At 73.6% G+C, this 26,769-nt stretch carries 21 protein-coding genes and 2 pseudogenes; 18 read left to right on the forward strand and 5 right to left on the reverse strand.

Going from position 1 to position 26,769, the window contains the following annotated elements; genetic code table 11:
• Nucleotides 1-467: 467 nt before the first annotated feature.
• Nucleotides 468-1,130, reverse strand: coding sequence for a lipoprotein (locus tag ACFY2L_RS11735; RefSeq protein ID WP_390822158.1), 663 nt, complete (start codon nucleotides 1,128-1,130; stop codon nucleotides 468-470).
• 201 nt (nucleotides 1,131-1,331) lie between these two features.
• Between ACFY2L_RS11735 and ACFY2L_RS11740 the strand changes: the two genes are divergently transcribed.
• The 8 genes from ACFY2L_RS11740 to ACFY2L_RS11775 all read left to right on the forward strand — a co-directional run bounded on the left by ACFY2L_RS11740 (nucleotide 1,332) and on the right by ACFY2L_RS11775 (nucleotide 10,956).
• On the forward strand, nucleotides 1,332-1,871 hold the full coding sequence (locus tag ACFY2L_RS11740) for an isochorismatase family cysteine hydrolase (protein ID WP_390822159.1): 540 nt from the start codon (nucleotides 1,332-1,334) through the stop codon (nucleotides 1,869-1,871).
• A 135-nt stretch (nucleotides 1,872-2,006) separates the two neighbouring features.
• Nucleotides 2,007-3,431, forward strand: coding sequence for an alkaline phosphatase family protein (locus tag ACFY2L_RS11745; protein WP_390822161.1), 1,425 nt, complete (start codon nucleotides 2,007-2,009; stop codon nucleotides 3,429-3,431).
• 335 nt (nucleotides 3,432-3,766) lie between these two features.
• Entirely contained in the window at nucleotides 3,767-4,477 is a 711-nt protein-coding gene (locus tag ACFY2L_RS11750; protein WP_390657125.1) for a hypothetical protein, read from the forward strand.
• 196 nt (nucleotides 4,478-4,673) lie between these two features.
• Nucleotides 4,674-6,719 (forward strand): DUF1996 domain-containing protein, encoded by a 2,046-nt coding sequence (locus ACFY2L_RS11755; protein ID WP_390822413.1) that lies wholly within the window; start codon nucleotides 4,674-4,676, stop codon nucleotides 6,717-6,719.
• Between the two features lie 180 nt (nucleotides 6,720-6,899).
• A complete protein-coding gene (locus ACFY2L_RS11760; RefSeq protein ID WP_390657127.1) occupies nucleotides 6,900-8,588 on the forward strand; it encodes a tetratricopeptide repeat protein in 1,689 nt (562 codons plus the stop codon).
• Between the two features lie 78 nt (nucleotides 8,589-8,666).
• A complete protein-coding gene (locus ACFY2L_RS11765) occupies nucleotides 8,667-10,046 on the forward strand; it encodes a diacylglycerol/lipid kinase family protein (protein WP_390822162.1) in 1,380 nt (459 codons plus the stop codon).
• Nucleotides 10,039-10,611: a phosphatase PAP2 family protein gene (locus ACFY2L_RS11770; RefSeq protein WP_390656758.1), complete on the forward strand. Its 573-nt coding sequence runs from the start codon at nucleotides 10,039-10,041 to the stop codon at nucleotides 10,609-10,611. Before ACFY2L_RS11765 ends, ACFY2L_RS11770 begins: the two co-directional genes overlap by 8 nt.
• 171 nt (nucleotides 10,612-10,782) lie before the next feature.
• Nucleotides 10,783-10,956: a hypothetical protein gene (locus ACFY2L_RS11775; protein WP_390822163.1), complete on the forward strand. Its 174-nt coding sequence runs from the start codon at nucleotides 10,783-10,785 to the stop codon at nucleotides 10,954-10,956.
• A gap of 287 nt (nucleotides 10,957-11,243) precedes the next feature.
• On the opposite strand, the gene ACFY2L_RS11780 is transcribed toward ACFY2L_RS11775, so the two are convergent.
• On the reverse strand, nucleotides 11,244-13,376 hold the full coding sequence (locus ACFY2L_RS11780; RefSeq protein WP_390822164.1) for an NlpC/P60 family protein: 2,133 nt from the start codon (nucleotides 13,374-13,376) through the stop codon (nucleotides 11,244-11,246).
• A 312-nt stretch (nucleotides 13,377-13,688) separates the two neighbouring features.
• The gene (locus tag ACFY2L_RS11785) at nucleotides 13,689-14,015 is read right to left on the reverse strand and encodes a helix-turn-helix transcriptional regulator (protein WP_390822165.1); all 327 of its coding nucleotides are present in this window, start codon (nucleotides 14,013-14,015) and stop codon (nucleotides 13,689-13,691) included.
• A gap of 127 nt (nucleotides 14,016-14,142) precedes the next feature.
• Between ACFY2L_RS11785 and ACFY2L_RS11790 the strand changes: the two genes are divergently transcribed.
• From ACFY2L_RS11790 to ACFY2L_RS11810, 5 genes are all read left to right on the forward strand, one after another.
• Nucleotides 14,143-15,000, forward strand: coding sequence for an anti-sigma factor antagonist (locus ACFY2L_RS11790; protein WP_390822166.1), 858 nt, complete (start codon nucleotides 14,143-14,145; stop codon nucleotides 14,998-15,000).
• A 40-nt stretch (nucleotides 15,001-15,040) separates the two neighbouring features.
• Nucleotides 15,041-16,390: a transaminase gene (locus tag ACFY2L_RS11795; RefSeq protein WP_390656763.1), complete on the forward strand. Its 1,350-nt coding sequence runs from the start codon at nucleotides 15,041-15,043 to the stop codon at nucleotides 16,388-16,390.
• Between the two features lie 21 nt (nucleotides 16,391-16,411).
• Entirely contained in the window at nucleotides 16,412-16,852 is a 441-nt protein-coding gene (locus ACFY2L_RS11800; RefSeq protein WP_390656764.1) for an Lrp/AsnC family transcriptional regulator, read from the forward strand.
• 64 nt (nucleotides 16,853-16,916) lie between these two features.
• The gene (locus ACFY2L_RS11805) at nucleotides 16,917-17,525 is read left to right on the forward strand and encodes a flavin reductase family protein (RefSeq protein ID WP_390656765.1); all 609 of its coding nucleotides are present in this window, start codon (nucleotides 16,917-16,919) and stop codon (nucleotides 17,523-17,525) included.
• A gap of 24 nt (nucleotides 17,526-17,549) precedes the next feature.
• Entirely contained in the window at nucleotides 17,550-17,933 is a 384-nt protein-coding gene (locus ACFY2L_RS11810) for a hypothetical protein (protein ID WP_390822167.1), read from the forward strand.
• Nucleotides 17,934-17,949: 16 nt separating this feature from the next.
• Here the strand turns inward: ACFY2L_RS11810 and ACFY2L_RS11815 are convergent, their stop codons facing one another.
• The gene (locus ACFY2L_RS11815) at nucleotides 17,950-18,261 is read right to left on the reverse strand and encodes a helix-turn-helix domain-containing protein (RefSeq protein ID WP_390822168.1); all 312 of its coding nucleotides are present in this window, start codon (nucleotides 18,259-18,261) and stop codon (nucleotides 17,950-17,952) included.
• Entirely contained in the window at nucleotides 18,200-18,595 is a 396-nt protein-coding gene (locus tag ACFY2L_RS11820; RefSeq protein ID WP_390822169.1) for a hypothetical protein, read from the reverse strand. Before ACFY2L_RS11820 ends, ACFY2L_RS11815 begins: the two co-directional genes overlap by 62 nt.
• Nucleotides 18,596-19,079: 484 nt before the next feature.
• On the opposite strand from ACFY2L_RS11820, the pseudogene ACFY2L_RS11825 reads away from it, so the two are divergent.
• The 5 genes and pseudogenes from ACFY2L_RS11825 to ACFY2L_RS11845 form a co-directional block, all read left to right on the forward strand.
• A pseudogene (locus tag ACFY2L_RS11825) lies at nucleotides 19,080-19,592 on the forward strand (hypothetical protein); the annotation flags it as partial.
• Between the two features lie 54 nt (nucleotides 19,593-19,646).
• Nucleotides 19,647-21,008, forward strand: a complete 1,362-nt coding sequence (locus ACFY2L_RS11830; RefSeq protein ID WP_390822414.1) for a hypothetical protein — start codon at nucleotides 19,647-19,649, stop codon at nucleotides 21,006-21,008.
• Nucleotides 21,005-22,432, forward strand: a pseudogene (locus ACFY2L_RS11835) (VWA domain-containing protein). The gene ACFY2L_RS11830 and the pseudogene ACFY2L_RS11835 overlap by 4 nt, the downstream one beginning before the upstream one ends.
• A gap of 62 nt (nucleotides 22,433-22,494) precedes the next feature.
• Nucleotides 22,495-23,616: an AAA family ATPase gene (locus ACFY2L_RS11840; protein WP_390822170.1), complete on the forward strand. Its 1,122-nt coding sequence runs from the start codon at nucleotides 22,495-22,497 to the stop codon at nucleotides 23,614-23,616.
• Complete coding sequence (locus ACFY2L_RS11845) at nucleotides 23,613-26,414, forward strand: hypothetical protein (protein WP_390656770.1); 2,802 nt, start codon at nucleotides 23,613-23,615, stop codon at nucleotides 26,412-26,414. Before ACFY2L_RS11840 ends, ACFY2L_RS11845 begins: the two co-directional genes overlap by 4 nt.
• Nucleotides 26,415-26,769: the final 355 nt, after the last annotated feature.

Here is a 26,769-nt window from a genome sequence, read left to right on the forward strand (position 1 = left end):
CGCCCGGCGGGGTGGCCGGTTCGGTGGCGGTGCCCTGGTGGGGGCGCGTGGCGTGCCGTGTGGTCGGGTGGATGGGAGCGGTGCCCCGCCGGGTGGCCGGTTCCGTGGCGGTGCCGCGGTGGGTGCGGGTGCCGTGTCGTGTGGCCGGGTGGATGGGAGCGGAGGCCGGTTCGGTGGCGGTGCCCTGGTGGGTGTGGGTGCCATGCCATGCGGCCGGGTCGACCTGAACGGTGCCCCGCCGGGTGGCCGGTTCGGTGGTGGTGCCCTGGTGGGGGCGCGTGGCGTGCCGTGTGGTCGGGTGGATCGGAGCGGTGCCCCGCCGGGTGGCCGGTTCCGTGGCGCTGCCGCGGTGGGTGTGGGGCCGGGTGGATGGGGACCGCCCCGGCGGGGCGGCCGGTTCCGTTGCCGTACCGCGGGGGGTGTGCCGGCTGGCCGCACGGCCGGGGTGGCCGTGCGGCTCGGCCCGGTCAGGGTGTCGTGTGCAGGGTGGTCTTCGCGAGTTCGTAGGCCGGGAGCATGGCCTCGTGCTCCTCGTTGTCCAGACCGCCGAGGTGGAGCACGACGGGCCCGTCGGGCGTGATCACGGCGAGGGCGCGGGCCTTCTTCACTTCCTTTCCGCCACCGGGGGTGACGTACTCGACCTCGGTGCCGGTGACGTCGCCCGCCCGGAAACCGCGGTACTTCTCCCGTCCGGCCCCCTGCTCGTCGGCCACGAAGTCCTCGAGCACGGCGCGTGCGCCGGCGTCACCGGGCTCACCGGTCCAGACCCGCAGGAACCCGATGTTCCCCGCCGGTTTGGCGTCGATCTCGCAGGCCATGGTGACCGGGCCCTGGTGCAGAAACGCGTCGGCCAGGTCGGCCAGTTCCTCGCTCACGTCGTCCGCCGCCCCGGCGTCGACGGCCTTCGCCTTCCAGGACTCGGCGATGTCGAAGGTGACGGGCAGCTCGCAGGCCGAGCCCGCCGCGCCGACGGTCCCTCCCCGGCGGGCGACCTCGGCCGCCGTCGAACCCCCGCCCCCGCTTCCGTCCCCGTCCCCGGCCGCACAGCCCGTCAACAGTCCCGTCACCAGTCCCGTCAGCAGGGCGGCCCGTGCCGGCCCCCGCCTCCCGTTTCCCACCCCGAAGCGCACCGCGCCGTCTCCTCTCGATCCAGGCGGTGCACTGTAACCCGGAGGGTCGGGCCTCCCGCCACGGAATACGCCCGGAGGGGTGCCGGCCCCGCACCGGCCGGCGGACACGGTCGGCGCGCGGATCCGCTGCCGTTCAGGCCTTCGGGTGAGCGCACATGACGTGCTGTCACACCCGGGCCCCGGCTGGGAACCATGAGACCCATGGGGAAGACCGCGCTGATCGTCATCGACATGATCAACACCTACGACCACCAGGACGCCGACCTGCTGCTGCCGTCGGCGCGCAGAGTGGTCCCGGTCGCCGCCGGTCTCCTCGCCCGCGCCCGCAGGGACGGCACACCGGTCGTCTACGTCAACGACAACTTCGGCCAGTGGCGCTCCCACCACGGCGAACTCCTCGGCACGGCCCTCGCCGGCCCCCATGCCGACCTGGTCGAACCGCTGCAACCCTACGAGGACTCCCTGTTCGTCGTCAAGGCCCGCCACTCGATCTTCTTCGAGACGCCCCTGTCGTATCTGCTCGACCAGGAGGGGGTGGACCACCTCGTGCTGTGCGGTCAGGTCACCGAGCAGTGCGTGCTGTACTCGGCGCTCGACGCCCACATCCGCCATCTGCGGACGACGGTGCCCCGGGACGCCGTCGCCCACATCCACGCCGACCTCGCCGACGCGGCCCTGCGGATGATGGAGCGGAACATGGACGCGCGGGTCTGCGACAGCGCGGACGTCTGGCCGACCTGAACGGCCTCCATGACACGCACGGCGTGAACCGCGCGAACGACACGCCCCCGCACCCCCGCCTGACGACGGGCCGGCCCACGCCGGCCCCTCTCCGTGCGCGCCGCCCACCGTTCTCTCCGCTCGACAAGGACACGCATGGCCGAGTTGACCCGCCGCAGACTGCTGGGCTCCGCGGGCGCGCTGGGCGCGGCCGCGGCCGTCACCCTGCTCCCGCCGAGCGTGCGCAGGGCCGTCGCCGCCGAGCCGCCGCGGCGCGGCTCGCTCGCCGACGTCGAGCACGTCGTCCTGCTGATGCAGGAGAACCGGTCGTTCGACCACTACTTCGGCACCCTGTCGGGGGTGCGCGGCTTCGCCGACCCGGACGCGCTGACCCTCGACACCGGACGCTCGGTGTTCCACCAGCCGGACGCCGAGCACCCGCAGGGCCACCTGCTGCCCTTCCACCTCGACACCCGCACCACCAGCGCCCAGGCCATCCCCTCCACCAGCCACTCCTGGTCGGTGCAGCACGAGGCGTGGAACGGCGGGAAGATGGACCGCTGGCTGCCGGCCCACCGCAAGGCCGACGGCCTGAACGCCCCGTACGTCATGGGCTACCACACCCGCGAGGACATCCCCTTCCAGTTCGCGCTCGCCGAGGCCTTCACCATCTGCGACCACTACTTCTGCTCGGTCCTCGGCCCGACCTGGCCCAACCGCCTGCTGTGGATGACCGGCACCCTCGACCCCGGCGGCACCCGGGGCGGGCCGGTCATCAACAACACCGCGCCGACGCCGTACCGCTGGACGACGTACGCCGAACGGCTCCAGGCGGCCGGGATCAGCTGGAAGGTGTACCAGCAGGAGGACGACTACGCCTGCAACGTGCTGGAGCAGTTCGCCGTGTTCCGCGACGCCCCGCCGGGCTCCGCGCTGTACGAACGCGGCGTCCGGCCGCAGCCCGAGGGGACGTTCGAGGGCGACGCCCGCGCCGACCGGCTGCCGACCGTGTCCTGGATCATGCCGACCAGTCACCAGTCGGAGCACCCGCACCACCTGCCGGCGGCCGGCGCGGCCTTCGTGGCCTCGAAGATCGAGGCGATCGCCGCCAACCCGAAGGTGTGGCGCAAGACGGCGTTCATCCTCAACTACGACGAGAACGACGGCCTGTTCGACCACGTGCCCCCGCCGACGCCGCCCGCCGGCACACCCGACGAGTTCGTACGGGGACTCCCGGTCGGCGGCGGCTTCCGCGTCCCCGCGCTCGTCGTCTCGCCCTGGACCGTGGGCGGCTGGGTGGCCACGGAGACCTTCGACCACACCTCCACACTGCGGTTCCTGGAACGGGTCACCGGAGTCGAGGAGCCCAACATCAGCGCCTGGCGGCGCGCCGCCTTCGGCGACCTCACCTCCGCCTTCCGTTTCTCCTCCACCCGGCCGGTCGCACCCCGCCTGCCGGGCGACACGGCGGAGCAACTGGTGCGGGCGCAGCAGGCGGTGGCCGCGCTGCCCAGGCCCACGCCGCCCGGCGCGGCCCAGACGCTCCCGCCCCAGGAGCCGGGGAGCCGGCCACAGGTGTGACCGGCACCGCCCGTCACCGGACGGGTGCCGACAGTCCCGGTCCGTGAGGGAATGATCCTGGCGGGCCGTCTTCGCGTCTTCACAGGGGCGACACCGGCTCTCCCGCCGGGGTGGCGTCTCCCGCCGGTGACGTGCGCCGATCCCGTCGCGCGGGGTCGTGCCGTACGGGTGGGGGAGTTGTTCCGACCCGCCCGGACCCGCACGTCCGGGCGACGAGTTCCCTGGGGGGACCCTTGGTGATCCTGCGTCCAGACGCGGAGCGGCGCCACGACGGCCGTGCCGGGGACGGCGAGGACGGGCGGCGCCTCGGCGCCCCGGCCCGCGCGGCCGCCTTCGTGGGCCGGACCCTGCGGGGCGAGTGGTACGGCATCGTCGTCGACCCGGTGCGAGAGCTGCGCCGGCGCGGCCCCGGCGCGCTGCTGCTGGCGTTCGTGGCCTGCGGCGGCGTGATCTTCTTCCACGCCGTCGCGCAACGCCCGGCCGGCGCTACCGCCGTACGGATCCTCGGCGGCGTCCAGGGCGATCTCCCGTTGTGGCTGGCCCTGTTGCGCACCCCGGTCTCCCTGTACGTCCCCGCCCTCGACCTGCCGGTGTGGGCCGGCATCACCCAGCTCTTCCTCGCCTTCGCCCTGGCCGAACTCGCCCTCGGCCGCCTCAGGACCCTGGCCGTCGCCTACGCGGCCACCCTCGCCGGCACCCTCACCGTGCGGGTGATGATCGCGATCGGGCCCGGCTGGTGGGGCCTCGGACTGCCGCCCGAGGCGGGGCAGGTGCTCGACACCGGCCCCTCCGCGGCGGTCGTGGGGCTCTTCACGTACATCTCCGTCGTCCGCCGCGCGCCCGTCGTCTTCATCCTCACCGGCGGCTCCATGGTGGTCGAGTCGATCGCCAAGCCGAACCTGGCCGGCCGCGAGCACCTGATAGCCGTGGCCGCCGCCGTCGTCCTGGGCCTGCTGCACGAACGCGGTCGACTCCAGCGGCCCCTGCGGGTTCCGGCGGCCCTTTCCACGGCGGTGACGAAGGACCGAGGGGGACGGTCCGCCTGAGATGTTGCTATGAATTCGTGAGGCGGTTGAACACTCCTGTGCCCCGCTGCGTATAGGGCCGGGGGATTTCCATGCCCCGACCGCCGACCACGACGCGTAGGAGCACTCCTTGGTACACAACAGGCGCAGACGCCCGACAGGCGGACGACGTGCGACCTTCGCGGCGGTCGCACTGATCCTCGGCGGCGGCGGGCTGATGGCGGTGAACGTCTATGCCTCCGCCACCTCCAACGGCGAGACCGTGCAGCTGACGGGAGGGGGTGCGGTCACGATCGACTGTCCCGACGTCGGCAACGGCCTCACCGCCGTCCCGGAGCAGGCCGCACCCGAGGTCGCCCGCGAACTCGCCCTTCTGGACGAGCAGATAGCCGCCGCCTACCGCCAACTCCAGGAGCAGGCGGATGCGGTGCGGCAGGACCCCGGATTCGCCGACAACGCGGTCATGAACCCGCTGAAGGAGAAGCGCGGCGCGACGCTCGGCCGTATCGCGGACGCCATCGACCGGGCCGGCGACCGCCCGGAGGGCCTGGATTCCCTCGCCGCCTGCACCCTGCGCGTCACCGAGGAACCGGTCCAGGGGCAGCAACAGCAGGAACAGGGCCAGGAAGAGGGCCAGAAGCAGGAACAGGGGCAGAACCAGAACGAAGGCCAGGGACAGGGCCAGGCTCAGGGGTCCGGTCAGAACGGCCAGCAGGGCAACGGCGGGCAGGCCGGCAACGGCCCCGTCGCCGGCGACTACGTGGACATCACCACCGTCCAGCCCGCGCAGCAGGGCGCCGACCCCGGCTCCGGCCCCTCGCGCGGCACCTTCACCACCAGCTGCGGCGTGAACGAGAACGGCCTGTTCAACTCGGACAACGTCATCGTCGCCCCCGGCGTCAGCAACGGCGCCCACCACTTCCACGACTACATCGGCAACCAGTCCAACACCGCCTTCGCCTCCGACGAGGACCTGGCGAACGCCGAGACCAGCTGCGTGGACCAGGGCGACAAGTCCACCTACTACTGGCCCGTCCTGCGGCTGCAGAACGGCACCCAGGAGCAGGACGCGGGCAGCCCCGGCGGCGGGATCGAGGGCAACGCCGGTGAGATCGTCACCCCCAAGGACGTCACGCTGACCTTCGTCGGCAACCCGCGCTCCAAGGTCACCGCGATGCCCCGGCTGCTGCGGATCATCACCGGCGACGCCAAGGCCTTCGTCAACGGCAACGCGAACGCCAACGCCTCCTGGAGCTGCACCGGCTTCGAGGACCGGCAGCTGAAGGACAAGTACCCGCTCTGCCCCGACGGCAGCGACGTGGTGCGCACCTTCCGCTTCCAGAGCTGCTGGGACGGCAGCAACATCGACAGCGCCAACCACCGCACCCACGTGGCCTTCGCCGCACCCGACGGCACCTGCCCGGCCGGTTTCGAGGCCATCCCGCAGCTGGTGCAGCGCATCGTCTACGACGTCGACGCGCCGAGCCTCGCCGACGGAGGCCGTACCAAGCCGCTGTTCGCGGTGGACTCCTTCCCCGAGCAGCTCCACAAGCCGGTGACGGACCACGGTGACTTCATCAACGTCTTCGACGAGGACCTGATGGGGCAGATGGTCGGCTGCATCAACGACGGCCGGACCTGCGGCGCCGGAACGGGCGACGACGGCTCCGGCAACGGCTCCGACGACGGTGCCGGCAACGGCGCGGACGACGGCGCGGGCAACGGCTCCGACAACGGCGCGGGCAACGGCGCTGACGAAGGCAACGGCGGGGACAACGGCTCCGGCGCAGGCTCGGACGACAACCCGGGTGACGACGCCCAGAAGCCCCCGGCCCAGTCCCAGGCCCCGGACGCCCCCGCCACCGAACCCGCGGAGACGGACCCCGCGGCAGGCGGCGACGGCGCCGGTGGCGGCTCCGCCGACACGGGCCCCGACACCTACACCAAGCCCACCGCCGACGCGCCCAAGGCGGCCACCCCGGCCCCCGGCACCGAGGCGGAGGGCGAGGTCGGCAAGGCCGCGACCGCCCCGGAGAAGACGCCGTCACCGGCGGACACGGCCGCCGACACCCCGGCCGACACCGACACCCCGGCCGACACCGGCGCACAGCCCCCGGCGGACACCGGGACCGGCACCCAGCCGCAGGCCGTCGAGGGCAGCCTGGCCGAGACCGGCGCCACCCTGTGGCCCGCGGCCGCCGGCGGCCTGCTGGTGATCGCCGGCTTCGTCGTCCTCTACCGCAACGTCCGCCGCACCGGCTGAGACGGCGGATCACCAAGAGGAACACCACGAGGAACACCACGAGGGGCCCGTCGCACCGGCGACGGGCCCCTCGCCCCGTACGGGTGCTCCCGCGCCGAGCCACCGCTCCGGCACCGGCCCGCACGGTATACGTCGCTCGAACCGCGCGACGATGGGAGCACCATGGAACCCGTGGACCACGTGGACTACTACGACCTCGGCGGCCACCGCCGGCCCGTGACGACCTCGTCCCCCGAGGCCCAGCTGTGGTGCGACCGCGGACTGGTGTGGTCGTACGCCTTCCACCACGAGGAGGCCGTCGCCTGTTTCGAGGAGGCGGCCCGCGCCGACCCCGACTGCGCGATGGCGTACTGGGGCATCGCCTACGCCCTCGGCCCCAACTACAACAAGCCCTGGGACTTCTTCGACGACCAGGACCTCGCCCGGACCGTCGCCCGCACCCACGCCGCCGTGGAGCTGGCCCACGAGAAGGCCGCCGGCGCCACCCCCGTGGAAAGGGCGCTGATCGGCGCGTTGCGGGCGCGCTATCCGCAGGACCGGCCCGCGAAGGACTGCTCGGTGTGGAACGCGCCCTACGCCGACGCCATGCGCGCCGTCCACGCACTCGCCCCCGACGACCTCGACGTCGCCGCCCTGTACGCCGACGCCCTGATGAACCTCACCCCCTGGCAGCTGTGGGACCTGCGCACCGGCCGGCCCGCCGAGGGCGCCCGCACCGGCGAGGCCAAGGAGGTGCTCGACCGGGCGCTCACCGACCCCGCCTCGGCCGGGCATCCCGGCATCCTGCACTTCTACATCCACCTCATGGAGATGTCGCCCACCCCCGAGGCGGCCCTCCGGGTCGCCGACCGGCTGCGCGGACTGGTGCCCGACGCCGGCCACCTCCAGCACATGCCCTCGCACCTGGACGTGCTCTGCGGCGACTACCGGCGGGTGGTCACCGACAACACCGCGGCGATCGCCGCCGACGAGAAGGTCCTGGCCCGTTCCGGCCCGATGAACTTCTACACGCTCTACCGCTGCCACGACCTCCACTTCAAGATCTACGGCGCGATGTTCCTCGGCCAGTGCCGGACCGCGCTGGAGACCGCGGGACGGCTGGAGGCCGCCATTCCCGAGGAACTGCTGCGGGTGCAGAGCCCGCCCATGGCCGACTGGCTGGAAGCCTTCCTCGGCATGCGGTTCCACGTCCTGATCCGCTTCGGCCGCTGGGACGACATCCTCGCCCTGCCGTTCCCCGCCGACCGGGAGCTCCACAGCGTCACGACGGCGCTGCTCCACTACGCCCGCGGGGTCGCCCTCTCCGCCACCGGCCGGGTGACGGACGCCGAGACCGAACGCGAGCTCTTCCGGGCGGCGGCCGAGCGGGTCCAGGAGACCCGCATGCTGTTCAACAACACCTGCCGGGACATCCTCGCCATCGCCTCCGCGATGCTGGACGGCGAGCTGGAGTACCGCAGGGGCCGGTACGACCTCGCCTTCGCCGCCCTCGAACGCTCGATCGAACTCGACGACAACTTGCCCTACGACGAGCCGTGGGGCTGGATGCAGCCCACCCGGCACGCCTACGGCGCCCTGCTCCTCGAACAGGGCCGGATCGCGGAGGCGGAGGCGGTGTACCGCGCCGACCTGGGGCTCGACGACACGCTGCCGCGGCCGTCCCAGCACCCGGGCAACGTCTGGTCCCTGCACGGCTTCCACGAGTGCCTGGTCCGCCAGGGCAAGGACGCGGAGGCCCGGATCGTCGCCCAGCAGCTGAGGTTCGCGGCCGCGCTGGCGGACGTACCCGTCCGGGCGTCCTGCTTCTGCCGTCTGGACCCCTCCAACGCCCCGGGCGTCACGCCGGATTGCTGCGCCATGGACAATTGACCGAATGCTGTCCACCTACCATGACTCGTACCACACGACACGCACCTCGAGGGGACCTGGGAGCATGGCGGGCGCACGGTGAACAAGACGCTTTCGAAGTGGACCGCGGGCGTGACGGGCCAGGACGCCGTCGCCCGGGCGCGCAGATGGGCCCGGCTCGCCCTGGTCCTGGTCCTCGGCTGCGCCGCGGTCGTGGCCGGCGGCGCCGGGTCCGGCGGCTGGCTGGTCCTGCTCGCCGGCCTCGCCGGTCTCGCGCTCGCCGGGGCCGGCGTCTGGTGGATGCTGGCCCACCGGGGCGGCGCCCGGTTCCTCGGCGGTGTGCTCGCCCTCACCTCGCCCGTGGGCGTGCTCGTGCTGTACGCCACCTCGGGTCTGTGGGTGGTGGCGGTCGGCGCCCTCGCGCTGTGGGCCGCGGCCCTGGCGTCGGCCCGCCAGTCGATGCGCTCCCTGCGCCGTCCCAAGGGCACCCACGGCCGCCGCACCCCGCCGCCCCGCCACCCCGTTCTGATCATGAACGTGCGGTCGGGCGGCGGAAAGGTCGAGAAGCACGGCCTCGTCGAGCGCGCCGAGTCGCTCGGGGCCCGGGTGGTGCTGCTGGGCACCGGGGAGGGCTGGACCGACCCGGTCGCCGAGGCCCGCAGGGCCGTCGCCGAGGGCGCCGACCTGCTCGGCGTCGCGGGCGGCGACGGCACCCAGGCGCTCGTCGCCGCCGTCGCCGCCGAACACGACCTGCCCTTCCTCGTCGTCGCCGCCGGCACCCGCAACCACTTCGCCATGGACCTCGGTCTGGACCGCACCGATCCCGTCCGCAGCCTCGACGCCCTCACCAACGGCATCGAACTGCGCGTCGACCTCGGCGACGTCGACGGGCGGCCGTTCGTCAACACCGTCTCCTTCGGGGCGTACGCGGAGATAGTGCAGAACCCCGAGTACCGGGACGCGAAGGCGGCCACCGCCCTGGAGCACCTGCCCGACCTGCTGCAGGGCGGCGCGGGGCCGGCTCTCGAGGTGCGCGCGGACGACACCCGTATCCGGGCCCCGCAGGCCGTGCTGGTCAGCAACAACGCCTACGCGCGCGCCGACCCCCTGGGCGGCGGCCGCCGGCCCCGCCTCGACGCCGGTCTGCTCGGAGTGATCGGCGTGCGTGTGGAGGGCGCCGCCCAGGCCGCCGAACTGGCCCTGCTCGGCGAACGGGCCAGCGGTATCACCACGCTCACCGCGCACCGCGTGGTCGTCGAGGCCGACCGGGACCGCATCCCGGTCGCCATCGACGGCGAGGCGCTCGAACTGCCCACCCCGGTGGTGTGCACCGTACGGCCCAGCGTGCTCCGGGTCCGGGTGCCCCGCCATCGCCCCGGCGCGGCCTACGCGCCACCGACGGTCGACTGGCGGCGCATCGCGCGCCTGGCCCTCGGCCATCCCGACCCCCGTACGATCAAGGATGTCTACGATGTCTGACCGCCTGCCGAAGCTCACCACCCCGCCACTGGTACGCGACCTCGCCACCCTGGACCAGGCGCTGTACGAGACGGTCACCATCACCCGCACCCCCACCCTGGACACCGCGCTGCGCCGGCTCTCCGCCGCCTCCGACCACTCCAAGCTGTCCTTCGCGGTCGCCGCGGGCCTGGCCCTGCGCGGCGGCCGCCCGCGCCGCGCCGCCGTCCTGGGCGTCGCCGCCATCGGCGTGGCCTCGGCGACCGCGAACCTGGTCGGCAAACGGCTCGTACGGCGTCGGCGGCCGCACCGCTCCGCGGACTCGCCGTTCCCCGGACGCCATGTGCCGATGCCGGACTCCGCGTCCTTCCCGTCCGGGCACACCGCCTCGGCCGTCGCCTTCGCGGCCGCCGTCGGCCAGGCCTTCCCGGTCGCCGCCGTCCCGCTGGGCCTGCTCGCCTGTGCCGTGGGCTACTCCCGGATCCACACCGGCGTGCACTACCCGGGCGATGTCGTCGCCGGCGCGCTCCTGGGTACGGGATCGGCGGCCCTGGTGCTGTCCCTCGCGGCCCGCGCGGACGTCTAGGGGGTTCGTCACGCACGGATCGGTTCACGCCAGGTGAGCGAAAACGGTTTCAGGAACGGCCGGAATCCCATTTTCCACTACCGTAAGTAACATGGTCCACTTTCCTTCGACCGGACCTACTGGCAAGTAGGCAAGCCCGCGGAAACCGTTGTTTCGTTCGGAGGACCCCCCATGCCCTCGCCCGAGGACGCCCTGTACCAGGCCCGCACCGCCTACGAGGAGCACGTGCGCACGTGCCGTCAGTGTCACGTCGACATGTCGCCGTGCGCCGTCTCCAAACTCCTCCTGCGCGCCTACAACAACGTCCGCAGAACCCAGGGACGCGCCAGCTCCGTCATGCGCTGAGGAAGCCGCTGCCGGTCCTTGACCCATGAGGTGTGTCACCCGCCGGGCACGGACGGGTGAGGCAGGAGGGGGCGCCTGGGCGGCGGACGGCCAGGGCGAGGCGGCGCCCACCGGCCGCGCGCCGGGCGGGACCAGGTCGCCCGGGTGTGCCTGGGCGACCCGGCACGGGCCTCCTGTGGCCCGGCTCGCCGGGCAGCCCAGCCCGCAGCCGCCGTGCATCACTGACGCGGCGGACGTACGGCGTCCCGGTCGTCCTCCCCGTCACGGCTCCGACCGGGGCGCTCACCTCACGCGGGCCGCACCGCGCCGCGTACCGTGCCCTCACCGACGGCGAGGATCGGCTCCTCGCGGATGTGCGCGCCGGGGCCCGGGGCGTGGATCATCGTGCCGCCGTCGGTGCACAGACCGACGTGGCTGAGGTCGTCGTGGAAGAACACGAGGTCACCGGGCCGGAGTTCGTCCAGGCCGACCCGGGTGAAGGCCTTCGCCTGGTCGATGGCGGACCGCGGCAGGGTCACCCCGGCGGCCCGCCAGGCGGCCTGGGTGAGACTGGAGCAGTCGTACGACTCCGGGCCCGTCGCGCCCCACACACAGGGCCGCCCGACCTGCGCACGCGCGAAGGCGAGCGCCTTGTCCGCCTTGCCCAGATAGGCCGCGCCGGTCGCGCTGAAGGTGGCGCCGACGGGGGCCGCGGCCGAGGCGGGGGCGGGCGCATAGGCGGCGGCCGGGGCGGGCATCGGAGCCGGGGCGGGTGCGGGTGCGGGCATCGGAGCCGGCGCGGGTGCGGCGACGGGCGCGGGAGCCGTGAGGGCCGGCTCGGCGTACCCCATCGGCGCTCCCACGAGACCCGCGGCGGGGGAGGCCGCCATGCCCTGCATCGGCGCCGCGACGCCGGCTCCGGAAGCCGGGAAGCCCGGCTGGGGAGCGGCGCCCACGAGTTCGGGGGCCGGGAAGCCCGGCTGGGGAGCGGCGCCCACGAGTTCGGAGGCCGGGAAGCCCGCCGCGGACGCGGTGAGGGCGGCGTCGGGCATGGGCGGACCGGCCGGGGCCATGGCGAGGCCGGTCTGGGCCATCGGGGTTCCGGCCGGAGGCGTGGTCAGGGACGCGTCGGGCATCGGGAAGCTGAACGACCCGCTCGCCGGGCCGGTCTGGGGCATCGGTGTGCCGGCGGCGGGCGTGCCGGGGCCGGCTTCGGGGTACGGGAAGCTGAACGGAGGCGCTCCACCGAATTCGGCGGACGGGGCGCCCGCCCCGCCGCTCGCGGCCACGGCGCCGGGGGCCGTGGCGCCGGCCTGGGACGCGACAGCGGCGTCGGGCATGGGGAAGGTGAACGAGCCGGTTCCGGGGCCGGGTTGGGCCGCGGGGGTTCCGGTGGCGGGGGTGGTGGGTTCGGCGTCGGGCATCGGGAACGTGAACGAGCCGGTGGACGGGCCGGGTCGGGCCGCGGGCGTGCCGGATGCCGGGGTGGTGGCCACGGCATCGAAGTCGGGGAGGATGAACGAGCCCGTGGCGGGGTCTATTTCGGGCATCGGGAAGCTGAACGCGGGCTTGGCCACGCCGAATTCGGAGGTCGGGAAGACGGGCGTCGACTCGGCGCCCCCGGAGGCGGACCTGGCACGCCGGGAGGCGGATCTGCCGCCCCCGGACGGGGAGCCGGCCCCCGCCCCCGGAGTCATGATCTTGGCTTCGGGCAACTGGTCGTCGCCGCCTATGCCGCTTCCGCCGCGCTGAGCCGCTGCGTCGGAGCCGGCGGCCGGAGCCTGGCCCGCCCACGCGGCCGCTGCCTCCGCCCGGTACACCTGCTGCTCCGCGGTGTCTCCGGGCTGCGACACGGGGGCGGTCGGAGGTCTCATCGGCTGTGCCGCCAGGGGCTGTGACACCGTGCCGGGCTGCGGTCCCATGGGCAGCCCCGTCGGCTGCGACGGTATCGCCGGCGCGAGCTCCTCCCGGCGCGGCTCGAGGGCCGCGGGCGCCCGCTCGGGTGCCGCGGGCAGTGCGGGGACGGCTCGCGCGGTCAGCTCCGGGGTCCGCCGCTCGGGCGCCTCCAGTTCGAGTCGCCGGCCCGGCTCCGCCGTGCGCCCCGCGGCGTTCTCGAAGGCCCTCTCCAACTCCATGGGCACCCGGGGGCCGGCCGCGGCGACGGGGCGGGCCGGCATCCGGTCCGCCGGCAGGACCGCCTCGACGGTGGGGCCGATGCTGCTGCGGGCCACGTCGAACCACTTGCGCGCCATGGCCTCGGTCGACGGGTCGGCCGACCCGCGCCCGCCCCGCGCGAGGGAGACACCGGACCGGCGGTTCGCGCCCGACATGGCGGCGCGCGTCGCGTTGAAGTTCCCGGTGTCGCTCTCGGCCCGGTCGTACAGCGCGTGGACCGCCTGCTGGACCTCCGCCCGGCTCGGCTCGCCGACCTCCATCGCCATGGAAGACGTACTCCTTCCGTGCACCGCCGGGCGCCCCGGCCCGCGGATCCGGGCGACCCCCGATTCGGGGATGCCCCAAGCTCAGTGCCCTGCCGGGCTGTTGGGCCGCGTGACCCGGCGGGGTGTGCCGGAGTCGTTCATGCGGTCTGGGCGTCAACCTAGCCAACATGTGTGACTGGTGTGAAGATTGAAGCGTTAAATGTCCGATACGTATTCGTGACCTTCGTCTCTCGCCCCGCTGGACCGGCCCGCAATGACCGGTTCACCACCGTTCATGATCGCCCACCGGGGTCGCGAACGTGCCTCGTCCGTTCAGGAGTCGGGGCGGCGGGCGCGGGTGGCCTCGTCCTGGGCGAGCAGCGAGAGCAGGGCGGCCACCTGCAGCCCGGCCTCCGCCGGATGGCGCAGCACCTTGTCCGGCTCGATCCAGTAGACGTTGCCCCGCCCCTCCCGGACGTGGGACAGATAGCCGTCCCGCTCCAGGTCGGCGATGATCTTCTGGACGGCGCGTTCCGTGAGCCGGCAGTGTGCGGCGATGTCGCGGATCCGGGCGCTGCGGTCGTCCGCGATGACCGCCAGCACGCGGGCGTGGTTGGTCAGAAACGTCCATCCGTTGTGCGGCTCGGGCACTCCCTCCATGCGGCAAATCCTACGGCCGGGCATTCATGTATACAAATACCGGAACTTCATTTCACGTATCTGTTGACGTGCGACAGGTGTGCGAGTGAATCTGTTGTCGCAAGGAAAGTGACCGGGGGAGGCGGTCATGTCGGATCCCGCGTACGACGCGAACCCTGGAACGGGGGGCGCGACCGCCCTGCGGATCACGGTCCGGCCGGACGGCGACCGCGTCGTCGTGGCCGTCCACGGTGAACTCGACCTCGACTCCGCCGAACGCCTGGATCAGGCCCTTCGTGCCGCTCTGCACGCGGCGGTCGGCGGTGTCGACCTGGAACTCGGCGAGGTCGCCTTCTGCGACTGCTCCGCCCTCAACGTGTTGCTCGGCGCGCGTGAGCTGGGTCTGCGGCAGGGCAAGACGGTCGTCCTGCGGAGCCTCGCCCCCGTCGTCGCGCGCCTCCTCGACCTGACCGGCACCCGCCCGCTGTTCGCCGACGCGGGGCCGGACGGTCCCGCAGGGGGTGACGGCGGTGACCGCGAGAGCGAGGGTGAGGGTGACGGCGCGGCGTACGGCCCGGACCGGGTCCCGGACGAAGCACTCCTGCGCGACCTGCGCGTCGAGGTCGTCCAGCTGCGGCGCGCGATGCAGACGCGTCCGGTGATCGACCTGGCCCGCGGCGTTCTCATGGCGTCCTTCGCCCTGAGCGCCGAGGACGCCTGGCGGGTCCTCGTGGAGGCGTCGCAGCACACCAACACCAAGCTGCACCACCTCGCCCAGGAGGTGGTGTCCGCCGTCCGGGGCGCACCGCCGGCCGATGCCGTGCAGGAACAGGTGCGCGCGGCGGTGGCCAGGATCCGGGCGGAGGCGCCGGCGGGTGCCCCGGCCGGGGCGGCGGCGGAGGGGGCGCCGGGGACGGCGGCCCACCACCCGGCGGACGACGGAATCGATCGCCGTGACGATCGATTCCGTCGTCAGGACTTGAGATTGTCGCGGGAACAGTCGTAGATTCGTCGTATTCAATCGTCCCTCGGATCCGGGGTGTGCCATGGACCGTGCCCGACTGCGTCATCTCCTGGCCCGCGAGAGCGCGGACGCCGAGCGGCGCAACCCCCGCTCCCGCGACGCCTACGCCCGCGCCGGACATCTCTTCGGCCGGGTGCCGATGACATGGATGAACAAGACGGCCGGTGCCTTCCCCCGGTACCTGGAGTCCGCGCGCGGGGCCCGCGTGCGGGACATCGACGGGCACGAGTACATCGACTTCTGCCTCGGCGACACCGGCGCCATGGCGGGTCACTCCCCGGCCGCCGTCGCCGACGCCGTACAGCACCGCTTCACCACCCTCGGCGGCGCGACCGCGATGCTGCCCACCGAGGACGCCGAATGGGTCGGCGCCGAACTGACCCGCCGCTTCGGCCTGACCCGCTGGAGCTTCTCCCTCACCGCCACCGACGCCAACCGGTGGGCGATCCGCCTCGCGCGGGCCGTCACCGGCCGTCCCAAGATCCTGGTCAACAGCTACTGCTACCACGGCAGCGTCGACGAGTCCCTGATCGTGACCGGCCCCGACGGGACCGGCACCGCCCGCCCCGGAAACGTCGGTGCCCCCTGCGACGTCACCCTCACCAGCAGGGTCGCCGAGTTCAACGACCTGGAGCAGCTGGAGCGCGAACTGGCCCACGGCGACGTGGCCGCCGTACTGATGGAGCCCGCGCTCACCAACATCGGCATCGTCCTGCCCGAGCCCGGCTACCTGGCCGGGGTGCGCGAGCTGACCCGCCGGCACGGCACCCTGCTGATCAACGACGAGACGCACACCTTCTCCGCCGGCCCCGGTGGCTGCACCGCCGCCTGGGACCTGGAACCCGACGTGCTCACCATCGGCAAGGCCATCGGCGGCGGTATCCCGGCCGGCGCCTACGGGCTCTCCGCCGAGCTCGCCGACCGGCTCCTGGGCCGAGCCGACCTGGACCTCGTCGACATGGGCGGCGTCGGCGGCACCCTCGCGGGCAACGCGCTCTCCGTCGCCGCGACCCGCGCCACTCTCGAACACGTGCTCACCGACGAGGCGTTCGCCCGGATGCACAAGCTGTCCGAGCGCTTCGAGGCGGGTGTCCGCGCCGGCATCGACGCCCATGCCCTGCCCTGGTCCGTCAGCCGCCTGGGCGCCCGTACCGAGTACCGCTTCGCCACCCCCGCTCCCCGCACCGGCACCGAGGCCGCGGCCGCGGGCGACACCGAGCTGGAGGACTTCCTCCACCTCTACCTCGCCAACCGGGGCATCCTGCTCACCCCGTTCCACAACATGGCCCTGATGTGCCCCGACACCACCGAGCAGGACGTCGACACCCACACCGGGCTGTTCGCCGCCGCGCTGGCCGAACTGGCCGGCTGACCACCGGGAAAGGACCCACGCGTGGACGAGATCGACCGGGCCATCCTGCGCGAACTGCAGACCGACGGACGGATCGCGTACGCCGATCTGGGCCCCCGGGTCGGGCTGTCCGCCTCCGCCGCCCGCCAGCGCCTGCAACGGCTGCTGGACTCCCGTGCCGTCCAGGTCGTCGGCGTCACCGACCCGATGGCCATGGGCGGCCAGGCCATGGCGCTCCTCGGCATCACCGCGGACGCCGATCCGCGCCCCGTCGCCGACGCCCTGGCCGCCCACCCCGAGGTGGTGTACTCCGTGCTCACCTCCGGCGGCTTCGACCTGTTCGCCGAAGTGGTCAGCCCCACCGCGAAGGACCTGCTCGACTTCGTCAACGACACCGTGCGCCAGATCGAGGGCGTCAGCGGTGTCCAGTCCTTCCCCTACTTCGCCATCCACACCCACCGGTTCCTGTGGGAGGTGGGCTGACCGGCCCGCCCGGGGACGGGCCCGGTTCCGGCCCGGCCGCCCCCGTCGGGTAGAACTGCTTTCCATGCGCGTCGACCATGACCCCGAGTCCCTGGGAGCGGGGGCCTTCTACCGGCTGCTCACCGCCGTCGTCGTACCCCGGCCGATCGCCTGGGTGTCGACCCTCGCGGCCGACGGCACGACCGCCAATCTCGCACCGCACTCGTTCTTCACCGTCGCCTGCACCGACCCGCCGGTCGTCCAGTTCACCTCCGTCGGGCGCAAGGACTCCCTGCGCAACGTCGAGGCCACCGGCGAGTTCGTCGTCAACTTCGCCCCCGAACCGCTCTTCGAGCAGATCAACGCCAGCGGCACCGACTTCCCCGCCGACGAGGGCGAGTTCGACGCGGTGGGCATCGAGCGGGAGCCCTCGCTGCGGGTGAAGCCGCCCCGTGTGGCCGCCTCACCCGTGGCACTGGAGTGCAGGCTCCACTCCACCCTCGGCATCGGCAACTCCACCCTGGTCCTCGGCCGGGTCGTGCATGCCGCCGTACGCGAGGACGTCCTCGTCGACGGCCACCCCGACATCCGGCGGCTGCGGCCCCTGGCCCGGCTGGGCCGCGACGAGTGGGGCACCGTCGGCGAGGTCCACGAACGGGCCCGGATCGCCTACCGCGACTGGCCGCCGTCCTGACCGGTCCGGTCCTATGATCGGATCATGATGAGGTCTGGGGCGAGATTCACGGCCGGGCGCGCGGGTGCCGACGGCTCCTGGCGTTCGCTGTGGTCGAAGAACTCGGCGCTGTCGATCGGCTCGGTCGACTCGTTCCTCTCCATCGGCTCCGTCGGCAGCTCCCTGTCCGTCGGATCGGTCGGCAGCTTCCTGTCCGTGGGCTCCGTCGGCTCCGCCGCGTCCATGGCGTCCGTGGGTTCCTGGCTCAGCGCCGGCTCCGTACTGTCCGCCCGGTCGACCGGCTCGGTGCTGGCCTGGCGCGCCCGCTCCCGCGGCGGCGCCCGCGCGATCGGTACGGCGGCGGCCGCGCTCGCCGGCGTGGCGCTGCTCCACGCGTGGACGGCGGACCGGGACCGTTCCCCCGGATGACCCACCGCCGGAGCGGCTACCGCACCCACCTGGCCGTCGACCGCCGGCCCGCGGTCACTCCACCCCGCGCCGCACACACCGTGCCCAGGACCCCGCCCTGGCCGGCGGGGCTCGACGAGCCCGCTGCGCTCCCTCGGACGAACGAGCCGGAACGCGCCCACCCGCGCGCGGAGCGCCCGTAGGCCGCGCGGAAGACCCGGCTGAAGCGGGCGGGATGGGCGAAACCCCAGCTCCGGGCCACCGCCGACACCGTGGCGGCCGCCGCGTCACGCCGGGTCAGCTCCCGGGCGCACCCCTCCAGCCGCCGCCGCTGGATCAGCCGGGCCACCGCTCGCCGCAGGCAGCAGCGGACCCACCTGGGCCTCGTCGCGCGCGTCGTCCACGACCAGCGGACAGCGCCGCTCGGCCGGCACCTGCCGGTACAGGGCGGTATGGCCCGCCTGGCCGGCCTGGGCGAGGGCACGGTCGGCCACCTGGAGGGCCTTGAGCAGCCGGAGCACGAGTTCTGCCGGGCCGGGCGCCTCGTCGTCCGCACCGCACAGGTCGAGGAGCAGTTGTCCGGCGGTGGAAAGGTCGGCGAGCCCGCGGGCTGCGTGCCGGGCGAGCGTCGTCCAGCCCGCGCCCGGCGAAGCCGTCGATGCCGCGCGGGAACGCAGCCACACCCGCCGGACTGTGTCCCGCGGTGCGCCCCGCGCGGGCGGCCGCCAGCAGTCGCTTCCGCAAGGCCTCGTCCAGCCCCGGACCGTCCGCGAGCGCCGCGACCGTACGCCGCTGCGGAGCCGCCCGCCGCCCCCGCTCCCGGGCCCCGACACCCCGCCCGCCCACACCCCCACTCCTCCGCGAGGCCCTCGATGGTCTGCGACGCGGCAGCCGCAACTCCCGCAACAGCGCACCGAACGCGGCCCGCTCCGCTCAACCCCGCCCCTTCCGCCCGCCGTGGCCTGCTCCGACTCCCGGGCATCACCGTCCGAATGCTGGGGGAGCCGCGCTCCCGCACCGGCGGTGATCCGTCGTCGCCGCAGGTCAGAGGCATTGTCAGTGGCCGCCTGTACGTTCTTCGATGTCGCGCCGATCCGGTGCGGCAACCCCCCTTCGTGCTGCGCCGGTTCGGCGTGTGCAGCCGTGTGCCGCAAAGGAGATGGTGCGTTGTCGGACCGGGAGAACTGGGAGAGGGCGAGTACGGCCCGGGTCGTGCCGCCCGCCCGTCCGCGCAAGCTCGCCAAGGTGCCCTTCGTCGAACTGGCCGACGGACGCCTGCAAGGGGTCGTCTCCAGCGGGTCGGACATCGAGCGGGTGTACGTGTCGTCGATCGCGTCCGGCACCCACGCCTTCGCGTGCAGCACCAACAACAACCGGCCCTGCGGCGGAGCGCGCGGCTCGTTCTGCAACCACATCCGCGCCCTGGTCACCGAGGCGGTCCTGCAGTACGGCGCCGGACGCGTCGCCCGCTACCTGCGCGTCGACCCGACGGACGGCGCCCTGGACGCCGCCGCCCTCACCACCGCGATGACCGCCGCCCGCCCGCCCCAGGCGGACGGCAAGGCGGCCGCCGCCCCCGTCTTCAGCCGCTTCCTGCGCCACCTCGCCTATCTCGAACAGGCCCCGGTCACCGCGCCGTTGCCGGAGATGCAGTGGTTCCCGCCGACCCGCGCCGAGACGGCCGGGGCGCTCGCCGCCGACGCGGGGGAGCGCACCGGCGCGCTCACCGCACCCGTGGCGGGACTGGACGAGGCCCTGGCCGCCGCCGACGCCCTCGACCGGTGTCTCGCCGCAGGCCTGCTGCGCCCGCGGCCCGACCAGGCCACAGACCTCGCCGGCCTCGCCCGCGCGGTCGCCGGCAGCCCGCTGGCCGCCCGGGTCGCCGAGGCCGCCGAGAAGGCCGCGGCGGGAACCGCAGGCGAGGACCACTTCCTCGCCCTGGCCGCCGCCCGCACGGCCCTCCTCGGCGCCGCCCACGACGCGCTCGCGGCCCGCGCGGACGAGTTCACCGGCCGCACCCGCACCGACGACACACCTCCGGGAACCGGCGATCCACAGCAGGTCAACCTGCTCGCAGCCGCCCGTACCTGGCTCGCGGACCTCGCCCGCGCCGGCTGGCGGGGCATCGACCACGACCTCGTCGGCGGCGCCGCCCAGGTCGTCTCCGCGATGCTGCCGCAGCCCGAACTGCGCCGCCTGGCCACCCTGCTCGACGGATTCGCCGCCGAACTCGCCGCGTCCTGCCCGGGATCCGCCCTGGAACGGATCCCGGCCCGCCGCTGGGGCGACCTGTGGGCGCGCGCCCTGCTGCTCACCCGGCCCGCCGCCACCGGCCGGCCCGCCGCCGGCACCGCCACCGGCCGGCTGCTGCCGCTCGGCGTCGACCTGCACGAACACGCGACCGCCGCCCAGGCCCAGGTCCACGCCGTGTTCGAACCCGACGACGGCACCGCGCCCCTGCTGGTCCGCGCGAGCGTCTCCGTCCCCAAGCCGGACACCGTCGTCGCGGCGGGCGTCTGGCAGCTGCTGCGACCGCATCTGTCGCTGCTCGCGGCCCTCGGCGAAGGCCGGTCCATGCACCTGGACGCCATGCCGCTCACCGCCGAGGGCGACCTCGTCTGGGACGACGACCGCGCCCGTCCGGGCGACCCGGCGGATCCCTTCGCCACCGCCCGTGTCGCCCTGCCCACCGCGACCGCCGCGCCCACCGCGCCCCTGGACCGCCACCCCGCGCGCCTCGCCGAGCCGGTGTTCCTGGAGGGCTACACCACCCGGCGGGACGGCGACACCCTCGTCCTCACCACCGCCGGGGACGACCTCGCGGTCGACACCGACCGCATCCCCGTCGCGGGCCCGCTCACCCCCGAGGCCGTCGAGGCCTCCGGCGCCTGCATCGGCCTGCTCCGCTGGGACGCGGGCGCGTTCCGGCTGCACCCCCTCGCCGTCGAGACCACCGTGCGCAGGAAGACCGTCGCCCTCCACGCGGGCGCCTGGGCGGGCGGCACCACCGACAAGGCGGGCGTCAAGGCCGAGAAGGCCGCCACCGAGGCCGTCACCGTCCTGCGGGAACGAGCGGGAAGGCTGCTGCGCAAATGAACGACGTGACGCCCCGGGCGACCCCGGACGACAACCGCCGGCAGGTCCTGTACTGGCGGCTCCTCGCCCGCCTCTTCGACCCCGAGGAGCAGGCCGCCCTGGAATCGGCGAGCCTCGCCGTCGTCGAGGACATCGGCCTGCCGCCCGCCCTGCTGGACCCGCAGGCCTCCGTCGACTCGATCGTGCAGCGCCATCCGGAGCTGGCGGGGGAGTTCGACGGGCTGATGGTGCCCGAGGCCGCGGCGGACGAGGTCGGCGACGCCGGCGCACGCGACCGGCCCGCCGAGGTGCGCCGCGCGGCCCTGGTCTCCAAGGTGCTGCTCAACGTCTTCGCCACCGGCACCGGAGCCGTCAGCGCCGGACAGCTGTCCCGCTGGCAGTCCGACGCCGGCTGGCTGGAGCGCGCCCTCGGCTGCTCACCCGGCGACCTGCGCGGAGGGCGCGGCGCCGGCGGCGCCGGAGCGGGCGGCCCCGGCGTCGGCCCGACCGGCACCGGCGGCCGTGGCGCCGGCCCCGACCTCAGCCGGCTGATCCCCGCCATCGGGCCCGAACTCGGCTCCCTGGAGGCCGACCTGGTCCAGCGGATGAAGCTGCGCGAGGTGCTCGCCGACCCCCGGCTCGCCGCGCGGCTCACCCCGAGCATGTCGCTCATCGAGCAGCTGCTGCGCGACAAGAACAACCTCTCGGGCGTGGCCCTGGCCAACGCCAAGTCCCTGATCCGCCGCTTCGTCGACGAGGTCGCCCAAGTCCTGCGCACCCAGGTCGAGAAGACCACGGTCGGGGTGATCGACCGCTCCGTCCCGCCCAAGCGCGTCTTCCGCAACCTCGACCTCGACCGCACCATCTGGAAGAACCTCACCAACTACAGCCCCGAAGAGGAACGCCTCTACGTCGACCGCCTCTACTACCGGCACACCGCACGCAAGACGACACCGCAGCGGCTGATCGTGGTCGTCGACCAGTCGGGCTCGATGGTCGACTCCATGGTCAACTGCACCATCCTCGCGTCGATCTTCGCCGGACTGCCGAAGGTGGACGTCCACCTCGTCGCGTACGACACCCGGGCGGTCGACCTCACCCCCTGGGTGCACGACCCCTTCGAGACCCTGCTGCGCACCCAGCTGGGCGGCGGCACCGACGGCACGGTCGCCATGGCCCTGGCCTAGCCGAAGATCACCGAGCCGCGCAACACCGTCGTGGTGTGGATCTCCGACTTCTACGAGTGGAACCACCAGCCGCTGTTCGACAGCATGGCCGCCCTCCACCGCTCCGGCGTCAAGTTCATCCCCGTCGGCTCGGTGACCAGCTCCGGGCGCGGCAGCGTCAACCCCTGGTTCCGGGAGCGCTTCAAGGACCAGGGAACACCGGTGATCTCCGGCCACATCCGCAAACTCGTCCAGGAACTCAAGACCTTCCTCGCCTGAGACCTGACACCTGACACCTGAGACTTCCCCGCTTTCCGATATCCGTTGAGAAAGGCCCTTCGATGACCGACCTGTTGCGCGCCCCCGCCGAGATCAAGTACGCAGAGGAACTGGACTGGCTGGAGTCGGTCGACGACGGCCCCAAGCCGTTCTCCTGGCGCCTCTCCCCGAAGATGGTCCGCCTGTTCGTCCTCGGCTCCGAGCGCGCCGACGGCCTGGACCGCCAGATCGACCAGAAGTGGTTCGGCGACCGCAGCTTCGTCGAGCGCTCCATCGTCACCCTCGCCTCCGACCGCGGGCTGCTGCTCATCGGCGACCCCGGCACCGGCAAGAGCTGGCTCGCCGAACTGCTGGCCGCGGCGATCTGCCGCAACTCCACCCAGGTCGTGCAGGGCACCGCGGGCACCACCGAGGACCACATCAAGTACTCGTGGAACGTCTCCATGGTGATCGCCAAGGGCCAGTCACGGGAGTCGATGATCCCCTCGCCGATCATGACCGCGATGGAGACCGGCACCATCGGCCGCTTCGAGGAACTCACCCGGTCCACCAGCGACGTGCAGGACGCGCTGATCTCGATCCTGTCGGAGAAGTACATCTCGGTCCCCGAACTGGACGGCGCCGACGGCGACAACATCGTCTTCGCCAAGCCCGGCTTCTCCGTCATCGCCACCGCCAACAGCCGCGACCGGGGCGTCAACGACCTCTCCTCCGCCCTCAAGCGCCGCTTCAACTTCGTCCGCATCCCCGTGGTGACGAACAAGAAGAGCGAGGCGGAGATCGTCCGCTTCCGCACCGAGGAACTGCTGCGCCGCCACCGGATCGAACTCGACGTCCCGCCCACGTTGCTGGACGTGCTGCTGCAGAGCTTCGCCGACCTGCGCGCCTCCGCGGCCGCCGCCGGCAGCGACGACGAGAAACTGGAGTCCGCCCTGTCCACCGCCGAACAGATCGGCGTCCTCGAGGACGCCATCCTGCACAGCAACTTCTTCGGCGAGCGCGCCCTGACCGCCCACACCCTCGCCTCCTCCCTCGTCGGCTCCCTGGCCCGGCGCGAGCCCGAGGACCTCGCCATCCTCAACAAGTACCTGCACGGCGTCGTCGAACCCCGCAGCAAGGAAGAGGGCGGCTCCTGGCCGGAGTTCCTCGCGGGCGGCCGCGACGCGATCGCGACCCTGTCATGAGCGGCGTCACGAGCGGGGGCACGTTCGAGGCGCTGCGCGGCCAACTCCACCAGGCGGCCACGGCGTTCGCCGACGGACCCGGTGCCCTCGAAGGCATCCTCCGGGGCATCGTCGACGACGTCGAGCGCGCGGTGCGCGAGCCCCTGGAGATCTTCCCGGTGTGCCACCACTCACCGGCCTCGGCGATCGCCATGGCCCGCCGGCTGCGCGAGAAGCAGCCGAAGGTGGTGTACCTGGAGCTGTGCGAGGACATGGCGCCGCTCCTCACCGAACTGCGCAACTGCCGCCTTCCGGTGGCCGTCCAGGCGTTCGCGACGGAGATCGAGGGCTTCCCCGCCGACTGGTCTCCGCTGTCGGTCGTCGCCCCGGTCACGGAGGCGTCCGCCGAGTACCAGGCCATCGCCTACGCCCTGGACACCCCCGGCGTCGAACTGGTCCTCGTCGACCGCTCCTCGGACCACGTCTTCCAGTGGGAGAGCCGGGAGGAGCCCCCGGGGGAGTCGTCGGGACCGGCCGCCGGGGCGGACCCCGACGCGCCGGCGGACGGCGAGGAGAGCGCCCTGCACGGCGACGCCGTCGGAGTGGAGATCGGCGACCTGCGGCCCCGCTTCGCCGAACTGGAGGAACACCTCCTGCGGCACGGCCGGGTACGCCACTGGTCCGAGTGGTGGCACCAGTACGTGGAACTGCCCCTCGGCGACAGCGACCACGACACCTACCGCCAGGTGATGCTGCTCATCGGCAGCCTCTTCCGGCGCCTCGCCCCAGGCGATCCGCACAAGGTCCGGGTCGACGAGGACCGCGAGCGGTACATGTGGACCCGGATGCGCGAGCACCTCGCCGCCACCGGCACCGACCCCGCCGACTGCCTCTACGTCTGCGGCGCTTTCCACGCCGCCAGCCGCGTCGCCGAGTTCGGCGTGCACGGCAGCGACACCTTCACCATCAGCCCGCCCAGCGGCACCCGGTGGCGGTACGGCCTGATCCCGTCCAGCCACGCCGCGATCGAGGCACAGTTCGGCCTGGCCGCCGGCTCGGTGTCCATCGCCGCGACGGAATGGGCCAAGAACCTCAGGCGCACCCGCGTACGGCCGTACCGGCTGGCGGGCCAGGCGGGCACGAAACCGAGGAAGAGCCTGCCCGCGGCATCACCCGCCGCCGCGGCACCGCCCGCAGACCGGCTCACCGGCTTCCTCCAGCGGCCGCCCGCCCTCGACCCCCTCGACGAGGCCGAACTGCTCGGCTGGTCGGTGGACATCGTGCGCGCCGCCCGGCGCAACGGCTATCTCGCCTCCACCGCCGACGCCATCGCCGTCTTCGAGACGTCGATCCTGCTGGCCGGCATGCGCGACCGTGCCAAGCCGACCCCGTACGACTTCCAGGACGCGGCCGTCACCTGCATCGAGAAGGACGCCGTACCGGGCCGGCGCGACGTGCGCAGGCTGGTGGAGATCATGATGGGCGGCGACCGCGTCGGCCAGGTCGGCTACGACGCGCTGCCGCCCCTGGCCCGCGACGTCCACGACCGGCTCGCCCCGCTGAACCTGAGACTCCAGCAGCGCGGAGTGCAGCGGGCCCTGCTCGACATCGCCTCCCGGCCCGAACTGGCGCACTGCTCCGACGTGCTGTGGATGCTGCGCCGGCTGCTGCCCCAGGGAGCCGCCCGGCCCATCATGGGCGACCGCAGCCTGGGCGAACGCCCCATCCAGGAGTCCTGGGACCTCGCCCTGGGCACCCACCAGCGCGCGCTCATCGAACTCGGCTACGAGGGCGTCAGCATCGAGCAGGTCCTCGAGCAGCGGCTGCGCCGCACCGCGTACGCACCGCAGGCCACCGCGGCGACCGTCCTGGAGACGGTCGAGGACGCGATCCTCTACCTGCGCAGCCGCCGTCTCGCCGACGAACTGGGCACCCGCGCCCTGGAGGTCCTGGCGGGTGAGCGCAGCGTCGACGGCGCGCCCGAGGTGCTGCGCCGCATCCGCCGTCTGCTGGCCTACTACCGCACCAGCGAACCGGTCCTGCCGCCGTGGATCGAGTCCTTCGTCAAGACCGGCTACGCGCACTACTGCACCCGGCTGCCGACCGCCTTCACGGACGAGGACGCGACCGTCCGCCAGGTCGCGGCGATGCTGGGCTTCCTGTTCAGCATGGAGAGCCTGGCCCTGTCGCTCGGCTGCGACCGCACCCAGCTGGAACTGGCCCTCGCCCAGTCCCACCCGGCCGAGCCCGCACGGACCGCACTGCTCTGGGCGGCCCGGACCCACCTGGGCACCCTGTCCCGGGCCGCTCTGCGGGAGCGCTGCGACGGCCTGCTCGCCAACCCCCTGGTGGTGCCGGCGTACCCCCGCTACCTGAGCGGGTTCGTGCACGCCCTGGAGCCGGTGCCGGGCCTGGCGGACTTCGTCGTCGAGGCGGTGTCGAACGCCTTCGCCCGGCTGCCCGACCGGGTCCTGCTGCCCTGGCTGCCGACCCTCATCACCACGCTGCGTGCCGGCGGCGGCGAACTGGCCCCGCTGATCGTCCGCGAGGCCGGCCGGATCTTCCCCGCCCGGCTCGCGGAGCTGGACACCTGGGTCCCGCCGTGGCGGCTCCCGGAGGCACCGCCCCCGGCCCTGCCGTCCGCGCACACCGGCGGTGGCGTGGCACTCCTGGCCGCCCACCCCGTGACCTGCGACGCGCTGGCCGCGCTGCTGGGTTGCGAGGGCACCTGGGAGACGGCGGAACCGGGCGGCGCGGAACTGCTCACGCGGCACCCGGGAACCGCACGGGCACTGGAGGCCCTGCTGGCCGTCAGCTGACCGGCATCGCCGCCACCAGCCGGCGGACGGCGTCCATGCCCGGCGCCGGCTCGGCGGCGGCGTCCCGCACCAGCGCCTGGTCGTCGAGCAACTCGGCCGGCCGGGGCGGCGGAGGCTTCGGATGGCCCTTGTGGCCCCGCGACCCCGACGCCGTAGGGCAGGACGCGCTCTCCGGTCACCCCGCGGGCGAGGAAGCCAGGGGTGTGGGCGTCGGCGGACGGGGTGAGCGCCGGTCCGGCCGGGCGGCGGGTGGGCGGACCTGCCTCGTCCCAGATCCGCTCGGGTGTGCGCATGGAGCCGTCTCCCCCTGGATACGGCGCACGGGCCCCCTGCGGCGCAGGGGGCCCATGACTGT

Origin of the sequence: Streptomyces sp. NPDC001381, from assembly GCF_042895685.1 — a bacterium.
GTDB lineage: Bacteria > Actinomycetota > Actinomycetes > Streptomycetales > Streptomycetaceae > Streptomyces.